Source organism: Limnothrix redekei LRLZ20PSL1, assembly GCF_043235035.1.
Lineage (GTDB): Bacteria > Cyanobacteriota > Cyanobacteriia > CACIAM-69d > CACIAM-69d > CACIAM-69d.
This window is the reverse complement of the sequence record NZ_JAZAQF010000028.1, coordinates 78,295-96,965: the sequence shown is the minus strand read 5'-3', so window position 1 is coordinate 96,965 and position 18,671 is coordinate 78,295. Positions and strand designations below refer to the sequence as shown.

The window sequence follows — 18,671 nt, the reverse complement described above, 5'->3', positions numbered from 1 at the left end:
CGGGTAAGATAACAGCCTGAATCATTGATCCTTCATTTGCCCCAGCCCTCGTCGCCATGACTGCCCCGGTAGACGCGCTTCCCACCCAATATGATCCCAAAGCTGCCGAAGCCAAGTGGCAGGCCACCTGGGAGGATTCTGCTGCCTTTGCGGCCGATGTCGATGCCGCTGGTGAGCCGTTTTGTGTGGTGATTCCGCCGCCGAACGTCACCGGCAGTCTGCACATGGGCCATGCCTTTGAGCATTCCTTGATTGATGCCTTTGTGCGCTACCACCGGATGACCGGGCGCAACACCCTGTGGCTACCGGGAACGGATCACGCCAGCATTGCCGTGCAATCGATCCTGGATAAGCAACTGAAGGACGCGGGCACAAATCGGTTTGAACTGGGTCGTGAGGCGTTTCTCGATCGCGCTTGGACTTGGAAAGAAGAATCCGGCGGCACGATCGTTGGGCAAATGCGCCGCCTGGGCCTGTCCGTCGATTGGGATCGCGAGCGGTTCACCATGGATGAAGGCCTTTCCAGCGCCGTGTTGGAAGCCTTTGTGCGGCTCTACGAAGATGGGCTGATCTATCGCGGCAAATACATGGTCAACTGGTGCCCTGCCTCCCAGTCGGCTGTGTCTGACTTGGAAGTGGACAACAAAGAGGTGGATGGCAACCTCTGGCATTTCCGCTACCCGCTGACCAATGGTTCCGGCGAAGTGGTGGTGGCTACAACCCGCCCGGAAACGATGCTGGGCGATACGGCGGTGGCGGTGAATCCCAAGGACGATCGCTACAAGGCCCTGATTGGTCAAACCGTCACCCTGCCGCTGGTGGGCCGAGAAATCCCGATCATTGGCGATGAATTCGTTGATCCCACCTTTGGCACAGGTTGTGTGAAAGTCACGCCGGCCCACGATCCCAACGATTTCGAGATGGGCAAGCGCCACAACCTGCCCCAAATCGAAATCCTGAACAAAGACGGCACGGTCAACGAAAACGGCGGCGAATTCCGCGGCCAAGATCGATTCGTGGCCCGCAAGAACCTCGTGGCCAAGATGGAGGAGCTGGGCTACCTGGAAAAGGTGGAGGCCTATCGCCACTCCGTGCCCTACAGCGAGCGCGGCAAAGTGCCCGTGGAGCCGCTGTTGTCGTCCCAGTGGTTCTTGCAGGTGCGCCCCTTGGCTGAAAAGGCCCTGGCGGATTTGGAAAATAACCGGGAGCCGCTCTTTGTCCCCGATCGCTGGACGAAGGTCTATCGCGATTGGCTGCTGAACCTGCGCGATTGGTGCATTTCCCGCCAGCTCTGGTGGGGCCACCAAATCCCCGCTTGGTACGTGATCAGCGAAACCAACGGCCAAGTGACGGAGCACACGCCCTTCATCGTGGCCCGCACGGAAGCCGATGCCCTCAAACAAGCCCAGGCCCGCTACGGCGAGGAGGCGATACTGGAGCGCGATGAGGACGTGCTCGATACTTGGTTCTCATCAGGGTTGTGGCCCTTCTCCACCTTGGGTTGGCCCAATGAAACGGCGGCTGATTTCCAAACCTATTACCCAAACACGATGCTGGTGACGGGTTTCGACATCATCTTTTTCTGGGTGGCCCGGATGACGATGATGGCGGGCTATTTCACCGGTCAAATGCCCTTCAAGACGGTGTACGTCCATGGGCTGGTGCGGGATGAAAATAACCAAAAAATGTCGAAATCCAAGGGCAATGGCATTGATCCCTTGCTGTTGATCGACAAATACGGCACGGATGCGGTGCGCTACACATTGGTGCGGGAAGTGGCCGGCGCGGGTCAAGATATCCGCCTGGACTACAACCGCAAAACCGATGAGTCGGTGTCCGTGGAAGCATCGCGCAACTTTGCCAACAAGCTGTGGAATGCGTCGCGGTTTGTGCTGATGAATTTGGCGGGAGAAACGCCGGCCAGCTTGGGTGCGCCGGAAGCCGATCGCTTGGAGTTGGCCGATCGCTGGATCCTGTCGCGGTTCAACCAAACCGTGCGCCAAACCCGCCACGATGTTGACCACTACGGATTGGGTGAAGCGGCCAAGGGTCTTTATGAGTTCATTTGGGGCGACTTCTGCGACTGGTACATCGAGTTGGTGAAGCCCCGGTTGAATGGCGACGATCCGGCGGCCCGGCGGACGGTGCAGCAGGTGTTGGCCCTGGTCTTGGATGGGACGCTGAAGCTGTTGCATCCCTTCATGCCCCACATCACCGAAGAGGTGTGGCACGCCCTGACGGGGGCGGCGGCAACGGACTTTTTGGCCCTGCAAGCCTACCCGGTGGCGATCGACCGGGCGATCGACTTGGAGCTAGAAGCCCAATTTGAAGCGATCATCAACGCGATCCGCACGATCCGGAACCTGCGGGCCGAGGCGGACATCAAACCCGGCCAGAAAGTGCCGATCGTCCTGCAACCGGAAACCGATCGGGAACGGACGGCCTTTGAAATTGGTCGCGCCTACATTTGCAACCTGGCCAAGGTGTCTGACTTGACGATCCAAGGCGGTGCAACCTCGGTGGCTCCAACAGCAGCCCCGGAACCGACCCGAATGGATGCAGACACGGCAGCCCTACTAGAGGCGATCGCCACCGACAGAGTGTCTCTGAATACCGAGCAGTTGGCCTGGGAGCAAAGCGAAAAACGGCGGGTGGCCCTGCTGGCCCTGGCGATGATGGGGACGGCGGCCTTTGCCCTTTATCTGGCCAACAGCACTTTGGGCGCGATCGACGAAATCCCGCTGCTGCCCTCGATCTTCCAGTTGATTGGCTTCTTCTGGACGGTTTATCACCTGCCCAAGACCCTGTTGTTTGCGCGCGATCGCGCGGCCTTCGCCAACGGCGTTCGGCAAGCCAAGCTGACCTACATCGGCGAGGGCAATCCCTTCGCGGTGCGGGCCTATCCTGGGGAACCCCCGGCCGCAGCTCCGGCCACATCGCAGCCGCTCCAGTTGCCGGCCGCCCAAGCACCGGAAGTGACCTTGCCGATCGATCTGGGCCGGACAGAGCCAGAGGCCATTTCGATCGAGCGGGCCATGGCCGGCGTGGTAGGCACCACCCAGGTGTTGCTGCCCCTGGTGGATGGCGTGGTGGACTTGGCCGCCCTGCGCGCTAAGTTAACCAAGGCCCTGACCAAGGCCGAAGGGGAAATCAAGGGGCTATCGGGTCGCCTCAGCAATCCGGGCTTTGTGGACAAGGCTCCCCCGGAAGTGGTGGCCAGCGCCCGGGCCGCCTTGGCGGAAGCGGAAACCCAAGCCCAATTGCTGCGCGATCGCCTGGCTCAGTTGCAATAATTGCCCCAAAAATCCTGAATTCAAGCAATTTCCTGAGTTCAAGAAACAAATCAGCGTATGGCTTCACCGGAGGGGAAATGGTGCTTTATTTAGCCCAAGTGCAACAACAGGAAACGGATCGCTCCCTAGCCTTGATGCCGCTGGCGGTGCAGTCCGTCGATCGGGGATGGCAAATTACCCGAGAGCGCCAACGCCAGACCCTGCCCTTGCCGGAACAGGCTCAATGTCATCCCCAGCAGTTGGTATTGATTGAGGTGGACAATGCCCAACTGGTGACCGACTGCCAAGATGCAACCGATTGGATTTTGGAGCTGATTAAAACCTACTTGAGCCTAGGAGTCACGCCCGAGGAGTTGGCCCACGAAGCCAATCGCCTAGAGCAGTGGAAACAGTCTCTGACCCTACAAAATCAAGAGCTATCGCGGCGATCGCTGGAGTTGGAAATTCGCCGCGATCAGCTACAGGCCCTGGAAGCGGCCCTCAAGATGTCTTCCCCGGAAGAAGAGGAAGCCACCGAAGCCGCTGAGGATTAGTGGGGGAAATTAATGATGTCTTTTTTATCCAAAGAAACCCTGTTTGGTTTGTCTCTGTTCCCCTACTTGGGGTTTCTGTGGTTTTTGACGCGATCGGGTCAAGCGCCCAAGCTCGGTCTGATTGGGTTTTACCTGACCCTTTTATTTGTGGCGATTACCATTCCCGCCGGTATCTACGCCCAGGTTCATTACAACCAAAGTCTCGCCGATGTGGACTGGCTCCATGGCAGTGCAGAGGTTTTTTTGACCTTGGCGAATTTGACCTTGGTGCTTGGGTTTCAACGGGCCATCAGCCAACTGAAAGCCACTAAAAAGGCCCCATAGGCCCGCTAGCCCGCTGAGTTGGGGCCCCAAACTGGGGTTGCCCAGGATTGATGCGGTGGGGATGGCTCAGCGGGCGGCGGCTAAACCGCTAGTTCTGGCAGCGGGAACATTTCACCACGCAGATAGGCCTCAAAGTGCTCTTTGAAGTAGCGCCAAGAGGTCATGTTTTTCTGGGTGCTGTGGTGGTCAGGCGCGTGGCGATATTTTGGGAGGCGATCACGGATTTCCGTCTGCAGCAGGGGCGGCAAAGCCTCGAAGCCCGCCACCCGCTGACCACAGGCGCTGTAGACCAACTGCCCGGAGCGATCGCCCATTTTCATCCAAGGCAACCAAGGGCCAATCCGATGCCAAGCAACGGTCATGGTTTCAACAGCGGCCAACTCCGGATTGGTTAGCTCCGAAAGCGGAACGGTCAGCTTGAAAAACTCAGCGGCGCTGTAGTGGGGGCTGGGGCTGTAGTCCTGAAAGCGCGGGTCATTGCCCAAGGGGTTGGGATAGGCCGGAAACACATCACAGGTGAAAATCACCGCATCGCCCGCCAGGGTCGCTCCGAACGTGCCCGTGAGGCGACTTTGCACCGGGTCATTGGCCACATGCACCACCGGCACGGTTTCCCCCGTCCAGGGATTATCCCAACTGTGGAGCACGGCCCCCGTGTCGGGATCCAAATAATAGGTCAGCTCCCGGGACACCAAGCTCCAACTGCCATCTCCATTGTTCACACCCCGGGCCACATTCATGCCCACGATGTCAAACAGGTGGCATTGGGTTTGGTCGGGCAGCATGGCGTAGATGGAGCCAGTCCATTCCACATACACGTCCCGATCGTCCGTGGCGGCTCGGGCCTTGAGGAAAGTGGCCGCATCAAATTCCGATCGCCCGGAGCCAGGCGCGATCGGGTGAGGGCGGGCCGGTGCTGGGGAACTGCGCAGGGAACTAGGGTTGCCGGTCTGGATACTCATGGTTCAGCCTCCACCTCGGGGGATTGGCCCAAGAGAACTGTTGCGTGGTTGACACGATTGTCACAATTTCAATATATCGCAACAATTTTTAACAGTAACCCTCGCTACGGTTTTTCTGGACTTCAGAATCTGCTTGGGATCGCGAATTCCCGTTCGATCGGCCCGGGAGCGATCGGGCTGAAATGGCTTTACTGTCAACCCCTTGTCAATTGCCACCGAGCAACGGACACTGGACGTGGAAGTGGATTGGCAGCGCTAGAGGTCGTCTTGTGAAAAGAGTTTTAGGCATCATCCTAGGCGGCGGAGCAGGAACCCGCCTGTATCCGCTGACCAAATTACGGGCAAAACCGGCAGTCCCCCTGGCGGGCAAATATCGCTTGATCGATATTCCGGTTAGTAACTGCATCAATTCCGAAATTCTTAAAATCTACGTCCTCACCCAGTTCAACTCTGCCTCGTTGAACCGTCACTTGTCCCGGGCCTATGCCATGTCCGGATTCACCGATGGCTTTGTGGAGGTTTTGGCTGCTCAACAAACTCCCGATAGTCCCAATTGGTTCCAAGGCACTGCCGATGCGGTGCGGAAATATCTGTGGATTTTTGCCGACTGGGACGTGGATGAATATGTCATCTTGTCCGGCGATCATCTCTATCGAATGGACTATCGAAAATTTGTGGAGCATCACCGCGCCACCAATGCCGACATCACGTTATCGGTGATCCCCATTGATGAAAAGCGGGCCTCGGATTTTGGCCTGATGAAAATTGACGGCAATGGACGGGTAACAAGCTTTAGCGAAAAACCGAAGGGGGATGCCCTCAAGGCCATGGCGGTGGACACCACCGTTTTGGGTTTGCCGGCTGACCGGGCCCAGGAGATGCCTTATATCGCCTCCATGGGCATTTACGTCTTTAAGAAAGAAGTTTTGATTGACCTGTTGAATGAGTCCGTAGATCGCACGGATTTTGGGAAAGAAATCATTCCGCAGGCGGCTCCCAATTACAACGTTCAAGCCTATTTATTTGACGGTTATTGGGAAGATATTGGAACGATCGAGGCCTTCTTTGATGCAAATTTAGCGCTGACTAAGCAACCGCAGCCACCCTTTAGTTTTTACGATGAACATGCGCCGATCTACACCCGATCGCGCCATTTGCCCCCCACGAAAATTTTGAACGCCCAGGTTACCGATTCGATCGTGAGTGAGGGTTGCATCCTCAAAAACTGCACGATCGAGCATTCCGTGTTGGGGGTGCGCTCTCGGGTTGAATCTGGCTCTGTGATTGACAATGCCCTGCTGATGGGAGCGGATTACTATCAGCCCTTCCCCGAACGGATGGACTGCATTGAGCGGGGCCATGTGCCGATCGGGATTGGGCCAGATTCCACAATCCGCCGCGCCATTGTTGACAAGAACGCCCGCATTGGCCAAAAGGTGGCGATCATCAACAAGGACAATGTGCAAGAGGCAAACCGCGAAGAGTTGGGCTTTGTAATTCGCAGCGGCATCGTAGTGGTTCTCAAGAACGCCACCATTCCCGACGGTATGGTCATTTAAGCCATGAGCATTTGACCCGGCAATCCGGTTGACCGGAAGCTGGGTTATTGAAACGGCTGAATTGAGGTGCTCAGGTCGATCGAGCATTGGGCGATCGAGCAGTGATCGATCAAGTATTGGTCGATCGAGCAGTGATCGATTCAAGCAATCCAATCAACTGAATTTACCGGATCTATCCAATCGGGAGTGGGCATTCGCTGGCTCCCGATTTTGTTTTGCTGGCGGTGGAATGGTTGCCTGCTCAATTGTGGAGCGATTGGGCAAACAGCGGATCAAGTCCCGAGTGCAATTCAATCCCGATCAAAGCGGACTCGAATCGCGATCGCCCGGCAACGGGGCTGAGTGTATATTTTGGTGAAAAGTACTATAATTACCATACTTCACCCGCCTATCTTCATACTGCCGTGTTTGCAGCCGCGCTCGATCGCCCCACCGCCGTTCCTCACGATCTTTTTGCTGCCATTCGCGACCTCAAGCGCGAACTCAACGCCGTCATTTTGGCCCACTATTACCAAGAATCGGAAATTCAAGATATTGCCGACTATATTGGCGATTCGTTGGGCCTCTCCCAGCAGGCAGCCCAGACCGATGCGGATGTGATCGTGTTTGCGGGAGTTCATTTCATGGCAGAAACGGCCAAAATTCTGAACCCTCACAAGCAGGTGTTGTTACCGGATTTAGAAGCAGGCTGTTCTTTGGCGGACAGTTGCCCGGCGAGTGAATTTGCCGCTTTCAAGGCTCGCTATCCCGATCATTTGGTGATTAGTTACATCAATTGCACCGCTGAAATTAAGGCCCTGAGTGACATTATTTGCACCAGTTCCAATGCGGTCAAAATTGTGCAACAAATTCCCCCGGAGCAACCGATTATCTTTGCGCCCGATCGCAACTTAGGTCGCTACGTGATGCAGCAAACGGGTCGCGAGATGGTGCTTTGGGATGGTAGTTGCATTGTCCATGAAACCTTTTCGGAACAAAAATTGGTGCAACTTCAGGTTCAATATCCTGAGGCGGAAGTGATTGCCCATCCTGAATGTGAACCGCCCCTGCTGCGTCATGCCAGTTTCATTGGTTCCACCACGGCCTTGCTCAACCATGTGCAACGGAGCGATCGGGCGGCGTTTATTGTGGCCACGGAACCCGGAATTTTGCACCAAATGCAAAAGGCAGAACCCCAAAAGCAATTCATCCCCGCGCCACCCGAGGGCAATTGTGCTTGTAATGAATGCCCACACATGCGGCTGAATACTTTAGAAAAGCTCTATTTCTGCATGAAGACGCGATCGCCTGAAATCACGATGGATGAGTCAGTGCGATCGGCCGCTCTCCGGCCCATCCAACGAATGCTGGCGATGAGTTAGTAGCTGTTGATTTCTATCGGAACCCGTCATGCAAAAAGGGGCTAATTCTCTAAGAACTAGCCTCCTTATGGTTCAGAAAACCGAAGATTAAGGTTTTGCGAGCAAGCTTTGCGGGAAAGCTTTACGGGAAAACTCTACGGGTTAGGAACCAATGCCACATCACCCGGGAGAGCTTGCAGGACTTCCAACCGAACGGAAGCCACTCCGGAGCTGTACATGTCGATTTCGCGAGCAGCAGCCACCGACAGGTCAACAATGCGGCCACGGGTAAAGGGCCCGCGATCGTTAATGCGCACAATCACCGATCGACCGTTGCGCAGGTTCGTGACCCGCACCAGCGTGCCAAAAGGTAGGGTTCGGTGGGCAGCGGTGAGGGCGTTCTGGTTAAAACGCTCGCCGTTAGCCGTGCGGTTGCCGTGGAAACCGGGCCCATACCAGGAAGCCTGTCCCGTTTGGCTCGATCGCACCGCGTAGAGCACCCCATTATGTTGCAGGCTATTGGCGTTGGGATTGCCCAAAGCATCATCGCCCGACTGGTTCGAGGCAGCCCGCATCCGCAACTGGCCGTTGTAGGCCAAGGGTTGAGCATTGCCCAACTGGCGGCGAAGGCGGTTGGTGACCTGCACTGCATCGGCTGAGTAGCTAGCAGTGGGTTGGGGAGCAAGGGTCGTTTGGTCGATCGCAACCAATGGCTGACCGCCCATCGTCACCCAATAGCGGTTTTCGCGGTTGCTCCACTCGTAACGAATGGCTTGGGCATCCACACCATTGGCGTGGCGTTGGTCAATTTCGCGGGCGGTGGTGGTAGCCCGTTCTAGGGCGTTAGTGGTGCTGGCTTCGTCGTTGGCCAGGAAAGTTACCACGGGAATGTTGCGAACATAGAGCGTCACTGCGGGCCGGTTGCCCAGTTGGTGGGCATGAACCTTGGTGATTCCGTACAGTTGCGACCCGATCGCGGTGGGCTGTGGAATCGCAGCAGCGGCACTGATGCGCGCGCCAGTCATTTCAGCGACTGGCTGAAGGGCCAGGGCGGGAGCGGTTAACTCCGCTGCCAAGATGACTGAGGGGGTGGACTGAGCTTGGGCCGGAATGGGTTGAATTTCTTCTCCAAGGGCGGGAGCTTCAGCACCAAAGGCGACGGTGGCCACCGAAGCAGCCAACAACGTCAGTTTTTGAATGGAATAATTCATGGCGTGGTGGGGTAAACGTCACGCGCGCCTCAAGCTAGGTTCAGTGATCAGGCTCTGGCCGTCCGATGCTCACGAACATGCAATGGTCGAAGGGAAACGAAGTGGTAGCTAGTTGGAGTTAACTGACGAAAGACCACCAAGGGGCGATCGGGAAAGTTAAAGACGTTGGCGCAAAATGCACCGGAGCATCAACAGGTTTTGGAGTATCAGTTAATCGCCGGGGAACTCAGGGGGAGTTCATGGAGGTTAGTCAGGGGCGATCGAACTCGATATTGCAAAACCGGGAACCTAGGAGGTCTGTCGGTTGGTCATGCACCCTAGCAGAGCATCAACACAGCAGTTCCGAAGCAACCAAGCACCCATCCAACCTCCAGCACAACATTCAGCGCAGTGGAGATGGCGGCTTTGGTGAACTCGGAGGCTGTCCAATGCCGGAACCCAGTTAGCAATAGTTTCGAGGAACCAAAGCTGGGAACCAACGCCGCACGGGGCAACAACACAGTGGACAGAAAGCGATTGGCCGTGGCGATCGCAATCAATGGGTGGATAGCTGAATCGGCAAGAGTTCCAACCGCTTCGCACTCTCCGGCAGTTGCCACCAGGGGTTTTGTTAAGAACCGCAAAGTTTTGACTGCAAGATTGACGTAGGTTACCACAGTCAACCGCAACAGACCGCCTGATCCCCAGTGGCGGCGCTCTGGGTCTGGCATCGATGGGGATCGCTCCCTGTTCGATCGCCATGGAAAACAAAGGATTTCAGCCCCTTGGGCTAGATCGTCGTTTTAATAAAAATTTAAGATTTCTCGGGCCCAAATGAGTCCCTTTGGGAGCGCCCACAGGACAGAATCGCAACTGGCTGAAGGCTGGGCCAAGCGCTTGGAATCCTGAAGGTTCATAGTGCTTGCTGCAACCTGAATGCTAAAATCCATGCCGTTCAGCGCCCCGCTCCCAACGATTTATTTATCGAGGGACTATTTCTTAAGGGATTACTTCTCAAGGGATTATTTCTCAAGGGATTACTTCTCAAGGAAAGTCTCCCTTAGGAGCGGCGGGCGACTTCGAGAGGAACAGCAACCGTGGACTATCGGGAAGCAGGGGTCGATATTGAAGCGGGTCGCGCCTTTGTGGATCGCATTCGCGATCGCGTGCAACGCACCTTTCGTCCTGAGGTGCTTGGGGGACTGGGCGGCTTTGGCGGTTGTTTTGCGCTGCCCACGGGCTATCAGGAACCGGTGTTGGTTTCCGGAACTGATGGCGTGGGTACAAAGCTGGAAATTGCCCAAAAAACCGGTCAACACAATACCGTGGGCATTGATTTGGTGGCCATGTGCGTCAACGATGTGCTGACCTCTGGAGCTGAACCCCTCTTTTTCTTGGACTACATCGCCACGGGCAAGCTACGACCAGAGGCTATGGCCGATGTGGTGGAAGGCATTGCGATCGGCTGTGAGCAGGCGGGTTGTGCTCTGCTGGGCGGCGAAACGGCCGAAATGCCGGGATTTTATAGCGAAGGAAAATATGATTTGGCGGGCTTTTGCGTGGGCATTGCTGAGCGCAGCCGCCTCTTGAGCGGTGCTCAGGTGCAGGTGGGTGACGTGGCGATCGCCCTGCCCAGCTCAGGACTGCACAGCAATGGGTTTAGCCTAGTGCGCAAGGTGGTTGAACAGGCGGGCCTGACTTGGGGCGATCGAATAGAAGGACTGACGGGCGATCGCACCTTAGGCGAGCTGGTACTCACGCCCACCCAAATCTATGTTCAGCCCATTCTGAATTTGCTGAAGTCTGACCTGTCGATCCATGGCATGGCGCACATTACCGGTGGCGGGCTGCCGGAGAACTTACCGCGCACCTTGGGGCCGAACCAATCCGTAGCGGTCGATCGCAACAGTTGGCAAATTCCCCCCCTGTTCCAGTGGTTGGCCCAAACGGGCGATGTGCCAACCGCGGCCATGTTCGATACCTTTAATATGGGCGTGGGCTTCGTGGTTTTGGTGCCTGCTGCTGAAGCTGCGGCTGCCTTGACGCAGTTCAATCAATTGGGAATTGTCGCTTGGCAATTAGGTGAAGTGGTGGCAGGTGATGGCGAAGTTTTAGGGCTGTTGTAATCAGGGCTGATTCATCGGCTTTTTGGCTATTTTTCCCTATTTCTTAACATTTTTCCTTCTAATTGGAAGCGGCTTGGAAGCGGTTTGAAAGAAGTTTTGATCCTGTCGTTGCTGTTGCGTTTGAGAGAGCTGTTGTGCTGCCACTTGCCTTGCAATTCACTTCGCCAGGGCCCGTTTTTCTAAAGTTTGGCCCCCTCATCATCCGTTGGTATGGACTCTTAATTGCGATCGCCCTAATGACGGGAGTGAGTCTATCTCAATGGCTTGCAACCAAGCGTCGAATCGATCGCGATTTAGTTGCCGATGTTTCCATTTGGTTAGTATTAGCTGCCTTGCCGGCCGCTCGGATCTATTACGTGCTGTTTAATTGGTCAGCCTACTCAGCCCATCCGGAGCGGATCATTGCCATTTGGGAAGGCGGCATTGCAATTCATGGCGCTATTTTGGGTGGATTGGCGGCATTGTTGCTGTTTTCCCGACTCAATAAAATTCCCTTTTGGCAGTTGGTGGATGTCATTACACCTTCGTTGATTTTGGGCCAGGCGATCGGTCGGTGGGGCAATTTCTTTAACTCCGAAGCCTTTGGGCGGCCAACGGATTTGCCTTGGAAGCTTTATATTCCGCCCGATCGTCGCCCCTTGGGCTATGAAGGATTTGAGTATTTTCATCCCACATTTCTTTACGAATCGCTCTGGAATTTGGGAGTTTTTGGGTTATTAATGACCCTCTTTTTGCGATTACCCAATTTACGGCCCGGAACGATCGGTTGTGTTTATGCCGTGACCTATAGTTTAGGTCGAGTTTGGATTGAAGGTTTACGAACCGATAGCCTGATGTTTGGCCCCCTGCGCATGGCTCAGATGGTGAGTTTAACTGGGGTGATTTTGGGAGGGTTGGGTTTGTTTTGGCTCTATAAACTTCGTCGATCGCTGCCTGATGTGGTGAACGTGGGTCACGAAGCTTCCAATGGTTAAGGCTCCATTTCAATAATCATCAGAGGTAACCCAGCAGACCAGGAATTAGGCTGAAAAATTAGGGCAACAAAGCTCTCCAGTTAAGACCCCAAAATAGAGATTTTCAACGGCCAAAAAATCAAAACCAAGCCAACTCAAAACCAAACTAACAAAGATACAGAATTACCAGCCAAGTAAACCCGTTTCCTTGATCGTTGGAGATCGCCATGCACAGCAGCCCACCCGATCGCAACTTCTTGGAACCTTGGTTCCGATCCCTATCCAAAATAACCAGGCTCGATGGCTTCGATTGGCATTCTGGAGCACAAGCGATCGGCAAGGGACGCTTGGCCCATCGCAGTCTGGCCTTGCTCATTTGTTTTGGATTGATGGTGGGCGGTTGTGGATTGCCCCAAGTTAGTGCAGAGTCTCGGTTGCTATTGCCATTGTCCGTTGATTTTTTGGGGGCCTATTTGTTGCCCGCTCAACAGATCATGGACACGCCCGTGGGAGGGCTTTCGGCTTTGGCATACGATCGCCAAACCGATCAATTTCTGGCCCTTTCTGACGATCGCTCTAACTTGGCTCCCGCAAGGTTTTATACGCTCAAAATTTCCTGGCGATCGACTGACAATCCTAATCCTTCCCAGTCCTCTGTTTCTAATCAAAATTCAGCGCCTTCATTGGCCAAAACAGGGCAAACTATCGATCGCGTGACGGTTGAAAATGTCACCATTTTACGAGATGAATCGGGTGAGCCTTTTGCAGCAGGAGAAATTGATCCTGAAGGGTTAGCAATTACCCCACGAAATACGGTTTTAATTTCCAGCGAAGGCGACGTAAAACAGGGCATTCCGCCCATGATTCGCGAGTTCGATCGCAAAACGGGCATGGCCACGCGATCGCCCCTTCCCTTGCCCAGTCGCTATCTACCCGGCAACGCGGCGGACGGTTCGCCCCAAGGAATTCGCGATAATTTGGGTTTTGAGGCGCTGGGAATTGTGCCCGTGGGAGCGAATCCCTCCCCTGTGGAGCCGTTTCGGGCGTTCACAGCCACCGAAGAAAACCTGGCCCAAGATTTGGAGCCGAAACCCGAGAAAACCGAGGGCGATCGCCCCACGATTCCGCCCCGATCGCGCATTTTACATTTCAGTTTGGGCGATGGGCCACCATTTCCCATTTCTGAGCATTTGTACGAAATGGATCCGGCCAGCAGCACCGCCATTAGTAACGGTTTGGTGGATTTGATGCCCCTCGATCAGGGCGGCCATTTCCTCAGTTTAGAGCGCACCTTTGACCCCCTAGAAGGCTTTGGAGCCAAACTCTTTCAGGTGGAATTAGGAACCGCCACAGACACTTCCAGCTATGCCAATTTGCGGGGGGCTTTGCCCGATGTGAAACCCGCTTATAAAAAACTACTGCTGGACTTTAAAACCCTGGGCATCCCGATCGATAACTTGGAAGGATTGGCCCTTGGCCCCCAATTACCGGACGGTCGCCAAAGCATCATTTTGGTGAGTGATAATAATTTTCGAGAAGCCCAAGTAACCCAGTTTATCTTGTTGGCACTGGATGGTTTTAAGGCTCAGTAAGCAGTTAGTTTGGTGCTGAATTTGTTGAGCAAATTTTGGTACTGAATTCGTGAAGCAAGCCATCAAATCATCCGTTAGGGAAATTGTTGGCTGCATAGGAAACCACTTTGGGCTGAAATTGCACTAAGTGCAGGTTATTCAGCAAGTCTTGGCTATTGTACTGTCCCCAATGTTCAATTTCTAGAAAGTTGGCCCATAATAGTGCCGGTTTATAGACCCGAAAATAGCGCATGAGATGGAGGGAAGCAGCACTTTCCAAGGGGCCAATAAACTGACTACTGGGTTGCCCAAAGTCCACTGCCGAAGCCCAAAGGGACATTTGCGATCGGGTCAGAAAAAAGCAACCCGCATGGGGATTTCCCGCTCGTTGGAATTGGATCGGTTGACCGAGAAACTGGCCGACCAAAACGCGCTGCTCAGTGAAATGGTGGGCAAATCCCGGATTTTGGCCAGTTTTGCTTTCAAAATCTGGATCAACATAGACCTTGTGATAGTTCGCTGAACGACGGCTTTCTGGGTGATTGCTGCTTAGTAAATCAGGATTGATTGAGCTGACCAAGTGCGAGGTAGATGAGTCAGAGCATTCACCGACTTCATCGGTTGTCGAAGAACCAGTTGCCAAAGAATTGTTGATCCATGGATTTGACCATTCAAAACGATGGGGCTGCAAGATGGCGGTCTCGCCTAGGAGTGACTGAAACCATTGTTGTTTCAGAAAAAATAAGGGATCACGAATGGTTAAATCATCTTCCAAATAGCAATAATAGTCATAATTTTCCGAGAGCCGATCGCCCAAAACTCGCTGGCAATAAAACCCCAACTCCCGATCGGGACAATCCAGGGCAATATGCTGAAAAAGATGGCGACTGACGGGCAATTGTGACAACAAATGGCGATCGCCCGTTGTACAAAGCAGAATATTTAGTTCACAACTTGTCCATTGGTTCACCTGCTGAATTTGTAGTCCCTGTTGGGGCTGATCTTGGAAGGCAATTTGGCGAGCACTGAAAAGGCTATGCAGTGCCTGAATTCCCTGGCTGAGGGCAGCAATTCGCGGCCGGGGATCGCGCCTGGCGGAACCATATTTCCCATCAGCATCAGGACGAAAAAAGTGCGGAATCGCCACCAAAATTCGCATTTTATAAAACCCTCTCAACCCTAGGATGCACTGACCAAGGCCATCGATCGGGCAGCGAATCCCGCATTGGAAAGCGCGTGGGTGACGGCTCCCGGATCGCGTACCCGGAATTGGGGGCCAAACCGCACCAATTCACGGCGGCCATCCTCCCCGCGCACGATAGCAATCACGGGCGTTTTAGCATCATCCCCCGCCCAATTCAGCAGCAAGGTTCGTAACTGATGTTGTTGTTCAATATTGCCGGCCAAGTCAGCAGAAATTTCGATCGTTAACAATTGAATTTGATCAACAGGTTCCGCATCTTCAATGATGAATTGGGGTTGATCATCACGGCGATCGACCTTGCCCCAAATCATCAACTGTCGATCGGGCTGAATTAGTGGGTGAATTCGCTCATAGGCTCGGGGAAACACAATCGCCTCCGCCTGAGCCGTCAGATCTTCAATTTGCACAATGGCCATTCGATCGCCCTTTTTAGTCACCACCGGCTTCACGGAATTCAACATCACAATGGCGCTGACCGTTGCCTTGTCATCGGGTCGCTCGCCCAGTTCCGACAGGTTCATGGGAGCCAATAATCGCGAGGGTTTTTGAATATCCTTCAAGGGATGATCGGAAATATAAAATCCGAGTAATTCCTTCTCCAAGTTCAACCGTTCCTGTTTGGGATAATCTTCCATTGGTTGCGCTTTGGGAGCCAAGTCCAACACATTGTCCGGCGTTTTGACATGACTTGTGGATTCCAGTCCCATGGCTAAATCAAACAGATTGCCCTGGCCGCTGGCTCGATCCTTGGCCCGGCTATGGGCCCAGTCGATAATTAACTCCAAATCAGCAATCGATTGACGGCGATTAGCCTGCAAACAGTCCAATGCACCGCACTGCACCAATGCTTCCAAGGCCCGCCGGTTGACCGATCGCAAGTCAATTCGATCGCACAAATCAGCCAAGGATTTAAAGGGGCCACCTTCCGATCGCGCCTGCAATAAACACTCGATCGCCCCTAGTCCCAAATTCCGAACTGCGCCTAAGCCAAACAGAATTTTGCCCCGTTTTCCTGACGCATCCTTGAGCGGCGTGAAGTCCACATCCGATCGATTAATATCCGGCGGCTCCACATCAATTCCCAGGCGCAAACAACTGGCAATATACATTTGCACCTTATCCCGATCGTCGCTGTTGGAAGTCAGCAACGCCGCCATATATTCAACGGGGTAATTGGCTTTCAAATAAGCCGTTTGGTAGGTCACATAGCCATAGGCTGCCGAGTGGGATTTGTTAAAGCAATATTCCGCAAACTTCACCATCTGGTCAAACAAACTTTCGGCAATTTTGCTCTTGATGCCATTGCGTGCGGCCCCATCGACAAAAATGCTTTGGTGTTTTTCCATTTCCTCCTTTTTCTTTTTCCCCATGGCCCGTCGCAGCAGATCCGCTTCACCCAAGGTGTAGCCCCCCAACTCTTGGGCCACCTTCATGATCTGTTCTTGGAACACCAAAACCCCGTAGGTTTCGTTCAAAATGGGTTCCAACATTTCGTGGTCGTAGGCGATCGCCTCTCGACCATGTTTTCGGTTAATAAACTGTGGAATCAGACCAGCATCGAGAGGGCCTGGCCGATAGAGCGCCAAAATTGAAGAAATATCAGCCAAGTTGGACGGTTTCAAATCTCGCACCACCTGGCGCATTCCAGAAGATTCCAACTGGAAGATCCCTTCCAAGTCACCACTTGCTAGCAGTTTGTAAGCATTGGGATCATCTTCCGGCACGCTGTCAATATCAATGGTTTTGCCACTGGTACGCTCAATGAGGTCAATGGTTTTTTGGATCATCGTTAGGTTTTTCAAACCTAAAAAGTCCATCTTTAGCAATCCAACGGCCTCAATATCTTCCATGTAATATTGAGTGATCACTGAGCCATCATTGTTGCGTTGCAGCGGCACAATTTCATCCAGGGGATCTGCGGAAATGACCACACCAGCCGCATGAACCCCAAAGGTTTTGTTTGTACCTTCAATCCGCATCGCCATATCTAGCCAGCGGCGATAGGTCACCCCCGGTAGCGCGCCGGGAACCTGCTCATCTTTGTCGTATTTTTCCTTAAATTCGGGGGCAGGCGTTTCATTGGAAACCATCACTTTCAACTTGGCTGGCTTGCCCCGCGAAACGGGAATCATTTTCGCCATTCGATCGGCTTCCCCATAGGGAATATCCAGCACCCGCGCCACATCCTTCAACACGGCTTTCGAGGTCATCCGGTTGAAAGTAATGATTTGCGCCACCCGATCGGTTCCATATTTTTGGGTGACGTAATCAATTACTTGATCTCGTTTTTCAATGCAGAAATCCGTATCCACATCGGGCATGGATTTCCGTTCTGGGTTCAAGAATCGCTCAAACAGCAAGCCATGGTGTACTGGGTCAATGTTGGTAATTCCGAGGCTATAGGCAACTAGGGAACCGGCGGCACTGCCCCGACCGGGGCCCACGGGAATGTTGTGATCGCGAGCGAATTTGATGTAGTCCCAAACCACGAGGAAATAGGCCGAAAAGCCCATGCGTTGCAACATTTCTAGTTCGTAGGTTTGGCGTTCTGTATATTCAGGATGACGATCGATCAATTCCTGTCGAGAGGCCAAGCCCAAGCGTTGACAAAGGCCTTGCCAAGCCACTTCTTCCACGTAAGTATCAGCGGTGTGACCGGGGGGAACCGGAAAGTCAGGAATCCGGGGTTGGCCCAAAATGTTGTAATCTTCAATTTTTTCAGACACCTTGAGGGTATTGTTAATGGCCTCTTGAATCACATCATCGGTGAGGTGATCGCGGAACAGTTGGGCCATTTCTTCGGCCGATTTCAGATATTCCGTGCCGCTGTAGCGCAGTCGTTTATCTTCTGTAATTAGTTTGCCGGTTTGGATGCAGAGCAATGCATCGTGGGCTTCCACATCAAAACAGGAAATGAAGTGGGAGTCGTTGGTGGCAATTAGTTGAATATCGAATTGGCGCGCCAGCCGAACCAGGGCCACATTCACCACCCGATCTTCCTGGGAGCCGTGATCTTGCAGTTCTAAATAAAAATCATCGGCAAAAATTTCTTTGTACCATTGGGCAACTCGTTCCGCCACGTCAAAGCGCCCAGCCAAAATGGCTTGGGGAATCTCGCCCCCTAAGCAAGCACTGGTGACAATTAGGCCTTCGCGATGAGTTTCTAGTAATTCTTTATTAATACAAGGACGAGCAAAAATACCTTTTCCGCGCACCCCTTGCAGGTTGGAAACGGTGGTTAATTTAACGAGGTTTTTATAGCCCTGTTTATTTTTCGCCAGGACAACTTGGTGATATTTCGGTAATTTTCGTTTGTCATCAAGGCTGCCATTGATGACATACATTTCGTTGCCAATGATTGGGCGAATGGGTTTGCCGCGACAAACTTTCAGCAGTTCGATCGCCCCATACATGACTCCGTGATCCGTCAGGGCGATCGCGGGCATTCCCAATTCCATGGCCCGATCGATCAAGGCGGGCAGTTGACTCGCCCCATCGAGCAGGCTGTAATCGCTGTGGATGTGGAGACCAACAAAAGACATGGCAGGAGAACCCGATCGAACCGATGGATGATGCGCTCTCCATTGTGGCGTATCGGGTTCCCGGGCGCGAGTGC

General features: G+C 53.7%; 13 protein-coding genes. 8 read left to right on the top strand and 5 right to left on the bottom strand.

Features of this window, described 5'->3' with window-relative positions; genetic code table 11:
* Positions 1–56: 56 nt before the first annotated feature.
* The 3 genes from VPK24_RS04995 (at position 57) to VPK24_RS04985 (ending at position 4,150) form a co-directional block, all read left to right on the top strand.
* Positions 57–3,293: a valine--tRNA ligase gene (locus VPK24_RS04995; protein ID WP_393010996.1), complete on the top strand. Its 3,237-nt coding sequence runs from the start codon at positions 57–59 to the stop codon at positions 3,291–3,293.
* Positions 3,294–3,370: 77 nt separating this feature from the next.
* Positions 3,371–3,826, top strand: a complete 456-nt coding sequence (locus VPK24_RS04990; protein ID WP_393010995.1) for a hypothetical protein — start codon at positions 3,371–3,373, stop codon at positions 3,824–3,826.
* 12 nt (positions 3,827–3,838) lie between these two features.
* On the top strand, positions 3,839–4,150 hold the full coding sequence (locus tag VPK24_RS04985; RefSeq protein ID WP_190530065.1) for a DUF3593 domain-containing protein: 312 nt from the start codon (positions 3,839–3,841) through the stop codon (positions 4,148–4,150).
* Positions 4,151–4,230: 80 nt separating this feature from the next.
* On the opposite strand, the gene VPK24_RS04980 is transcribed toward VPK24_RS04985, so the two are convergent.
* Positions 4,231–5,112 carry a DUF1838 domain-containing protein gene (locus tag VPK24_RS04980; RefSeq protein WP_099532440.1) on the bottom strand — a complete coding sequence of 294 codons (882 nt, stop codon included), beginning with the start codon at positions 5,110–5,112 and terminating at the stop codon, positions 4,231–4,233.
* Positions 5,113–5,381: 269 nt separating this feature from the next.
* Between VPK24_RS04980 and VPK24_RS04975 the strand changes: the two genes are divergently transcribed.
* Together VPK24_RS04975 and nadA are read left to right on the top strand one after the other, a co-directional pair.
* Positions 5,382–6,671, top strand: coding sequence for a glucose-1-phosphate adenylyltransferase (locus VPK24_RS04975; protein ID WP_393010994.1), 1,290 nt, complete (start codon positions 5,382–5,384; stop codon positions 6,669–6,671).
* 404 nt (positions 6,672–7,075) lie between these two features.
* On the top strand, positions 7,076–8,032 hold the full coding sequence (nadA, locus tag VPK24_RS04970) for a quinolinate synthase NadA (protein WP_393011199.1): 957 nt from the start codon (positions 7,076–7,078) through the stop codon (positions 8,030–8,032).
* A gap of 134 nt (positions 8,033–8,166) precedes the next feature.
* Here the strand turns inward: nadA and VPK24_RS04965 are convergent, their stop codons facing one another.
* Both VPK24_RS04965 and VPK24_RS04960 read right to left on the bottom strand, forming a co-directional pair.
* Complete coding sequence (locus VPK24_RS04965) at positions 8,167–9,222, bottom strand: septal ring lytic transglycosylase RlpA family protein (RefSeq protein WP_393010993.1); 1,056 nt, start codon at positions 9,220–9,222, stop codon at positions 8,167–8,169.
* Positions 9,223–9,539: 317 nt separating this feature from the next.
* Complete coding sequence (locus tag VPK24_RS04960) at positions 9,540–9,932, bottom strand: hypothetical protein (protein ID WP_393010992.1); 393 nt, start codon at positions 9,930–9,932, stop codon at positions 9,540–9,542.
* A gap of 366 nt (positions 9,933–10,298) precedes the next feature.
* On the opposite strand from VPK24_RS04960, the gene purM reads away from it, so the two are divergent.
* The 3 genes from purM to VPK24_RS04945 all read left to right on the top strand — a co-directional run bounded on the left by purM (position 10,299) and on the right by VPK24_RS04945 (position 13,872).
* Positions 10,299–11,327 (top strand): phosphoribosylformylglycinamidine cyclo-ligase, encoded by a 1,029-nt coding sequence (gene purM, locus VPK24_RS04955; protein ID WP_393010991.1) that lies wholly within the window; start codon positions 10,299–10,301, stop codon positions 11,325–11,327.
* Positions 11,328–11,464: 137 nt separating this feature from the next.
* Positions 11,465–12,301 carry a prolipoprotein diacylglyceryl transferase gene (lgt, locus tag VPK24_RS04950; protein WP_393011197.1) on the top strand — a complete coding sequence of 279 codons (837 nt, stop codon included), beginning with the start codon at positions 11,465–11,467 and terminating at the stop codon, positions 12,299–12,301.
* 206 nt (positions 12,302–12,507) lie between these two features.
* Positions 12,508–13,872, top strand: coding sequence for an esterase-like activity of phytase family protein (locus VPK24_RS04945; RefSeq protein ID WP_393010990.1), 1,365 nt, complete (start codon positions 12,508–12,510; stop codon positions 13,870–13,872).
* Between the two features lie 67 nt (positions 13,873–13,939).
* Here the strand turns inward: VPK24_RS04945 and VPK24_RS04940 are convergent, their stop codons facing one another.
* Both VPK24_RS04940 and VPK24_RS04935 read right to left on the bottom strand, forming a co-directional pair.
* Positions 13,940–15,010 (bottom strand): calcium-binding protein, encoded by a 1,071-nt coding sequence (locus VPK24_RS04940; RefSeq protein ID WP_393010989.1) that lies wholly within the window; start codon positions 15,008–15,010, stop codon positions 13,940–13,942.
* Between the two features lie 20 nt (positions 15,011–15,030).
* Positions 15,031–18,597, bottom strand: a complete 3,567-nt coding sequence (locus tag VPK24_RS04935) for a DNA polymerase III subunit alpha (protein ID WP_393010988.1) — start codon at positions 18,595–18,597, stop codon at positions 15,031–15,033.
* Positions 18,598–18,671 lie beyond the last annotated feature (74 nt).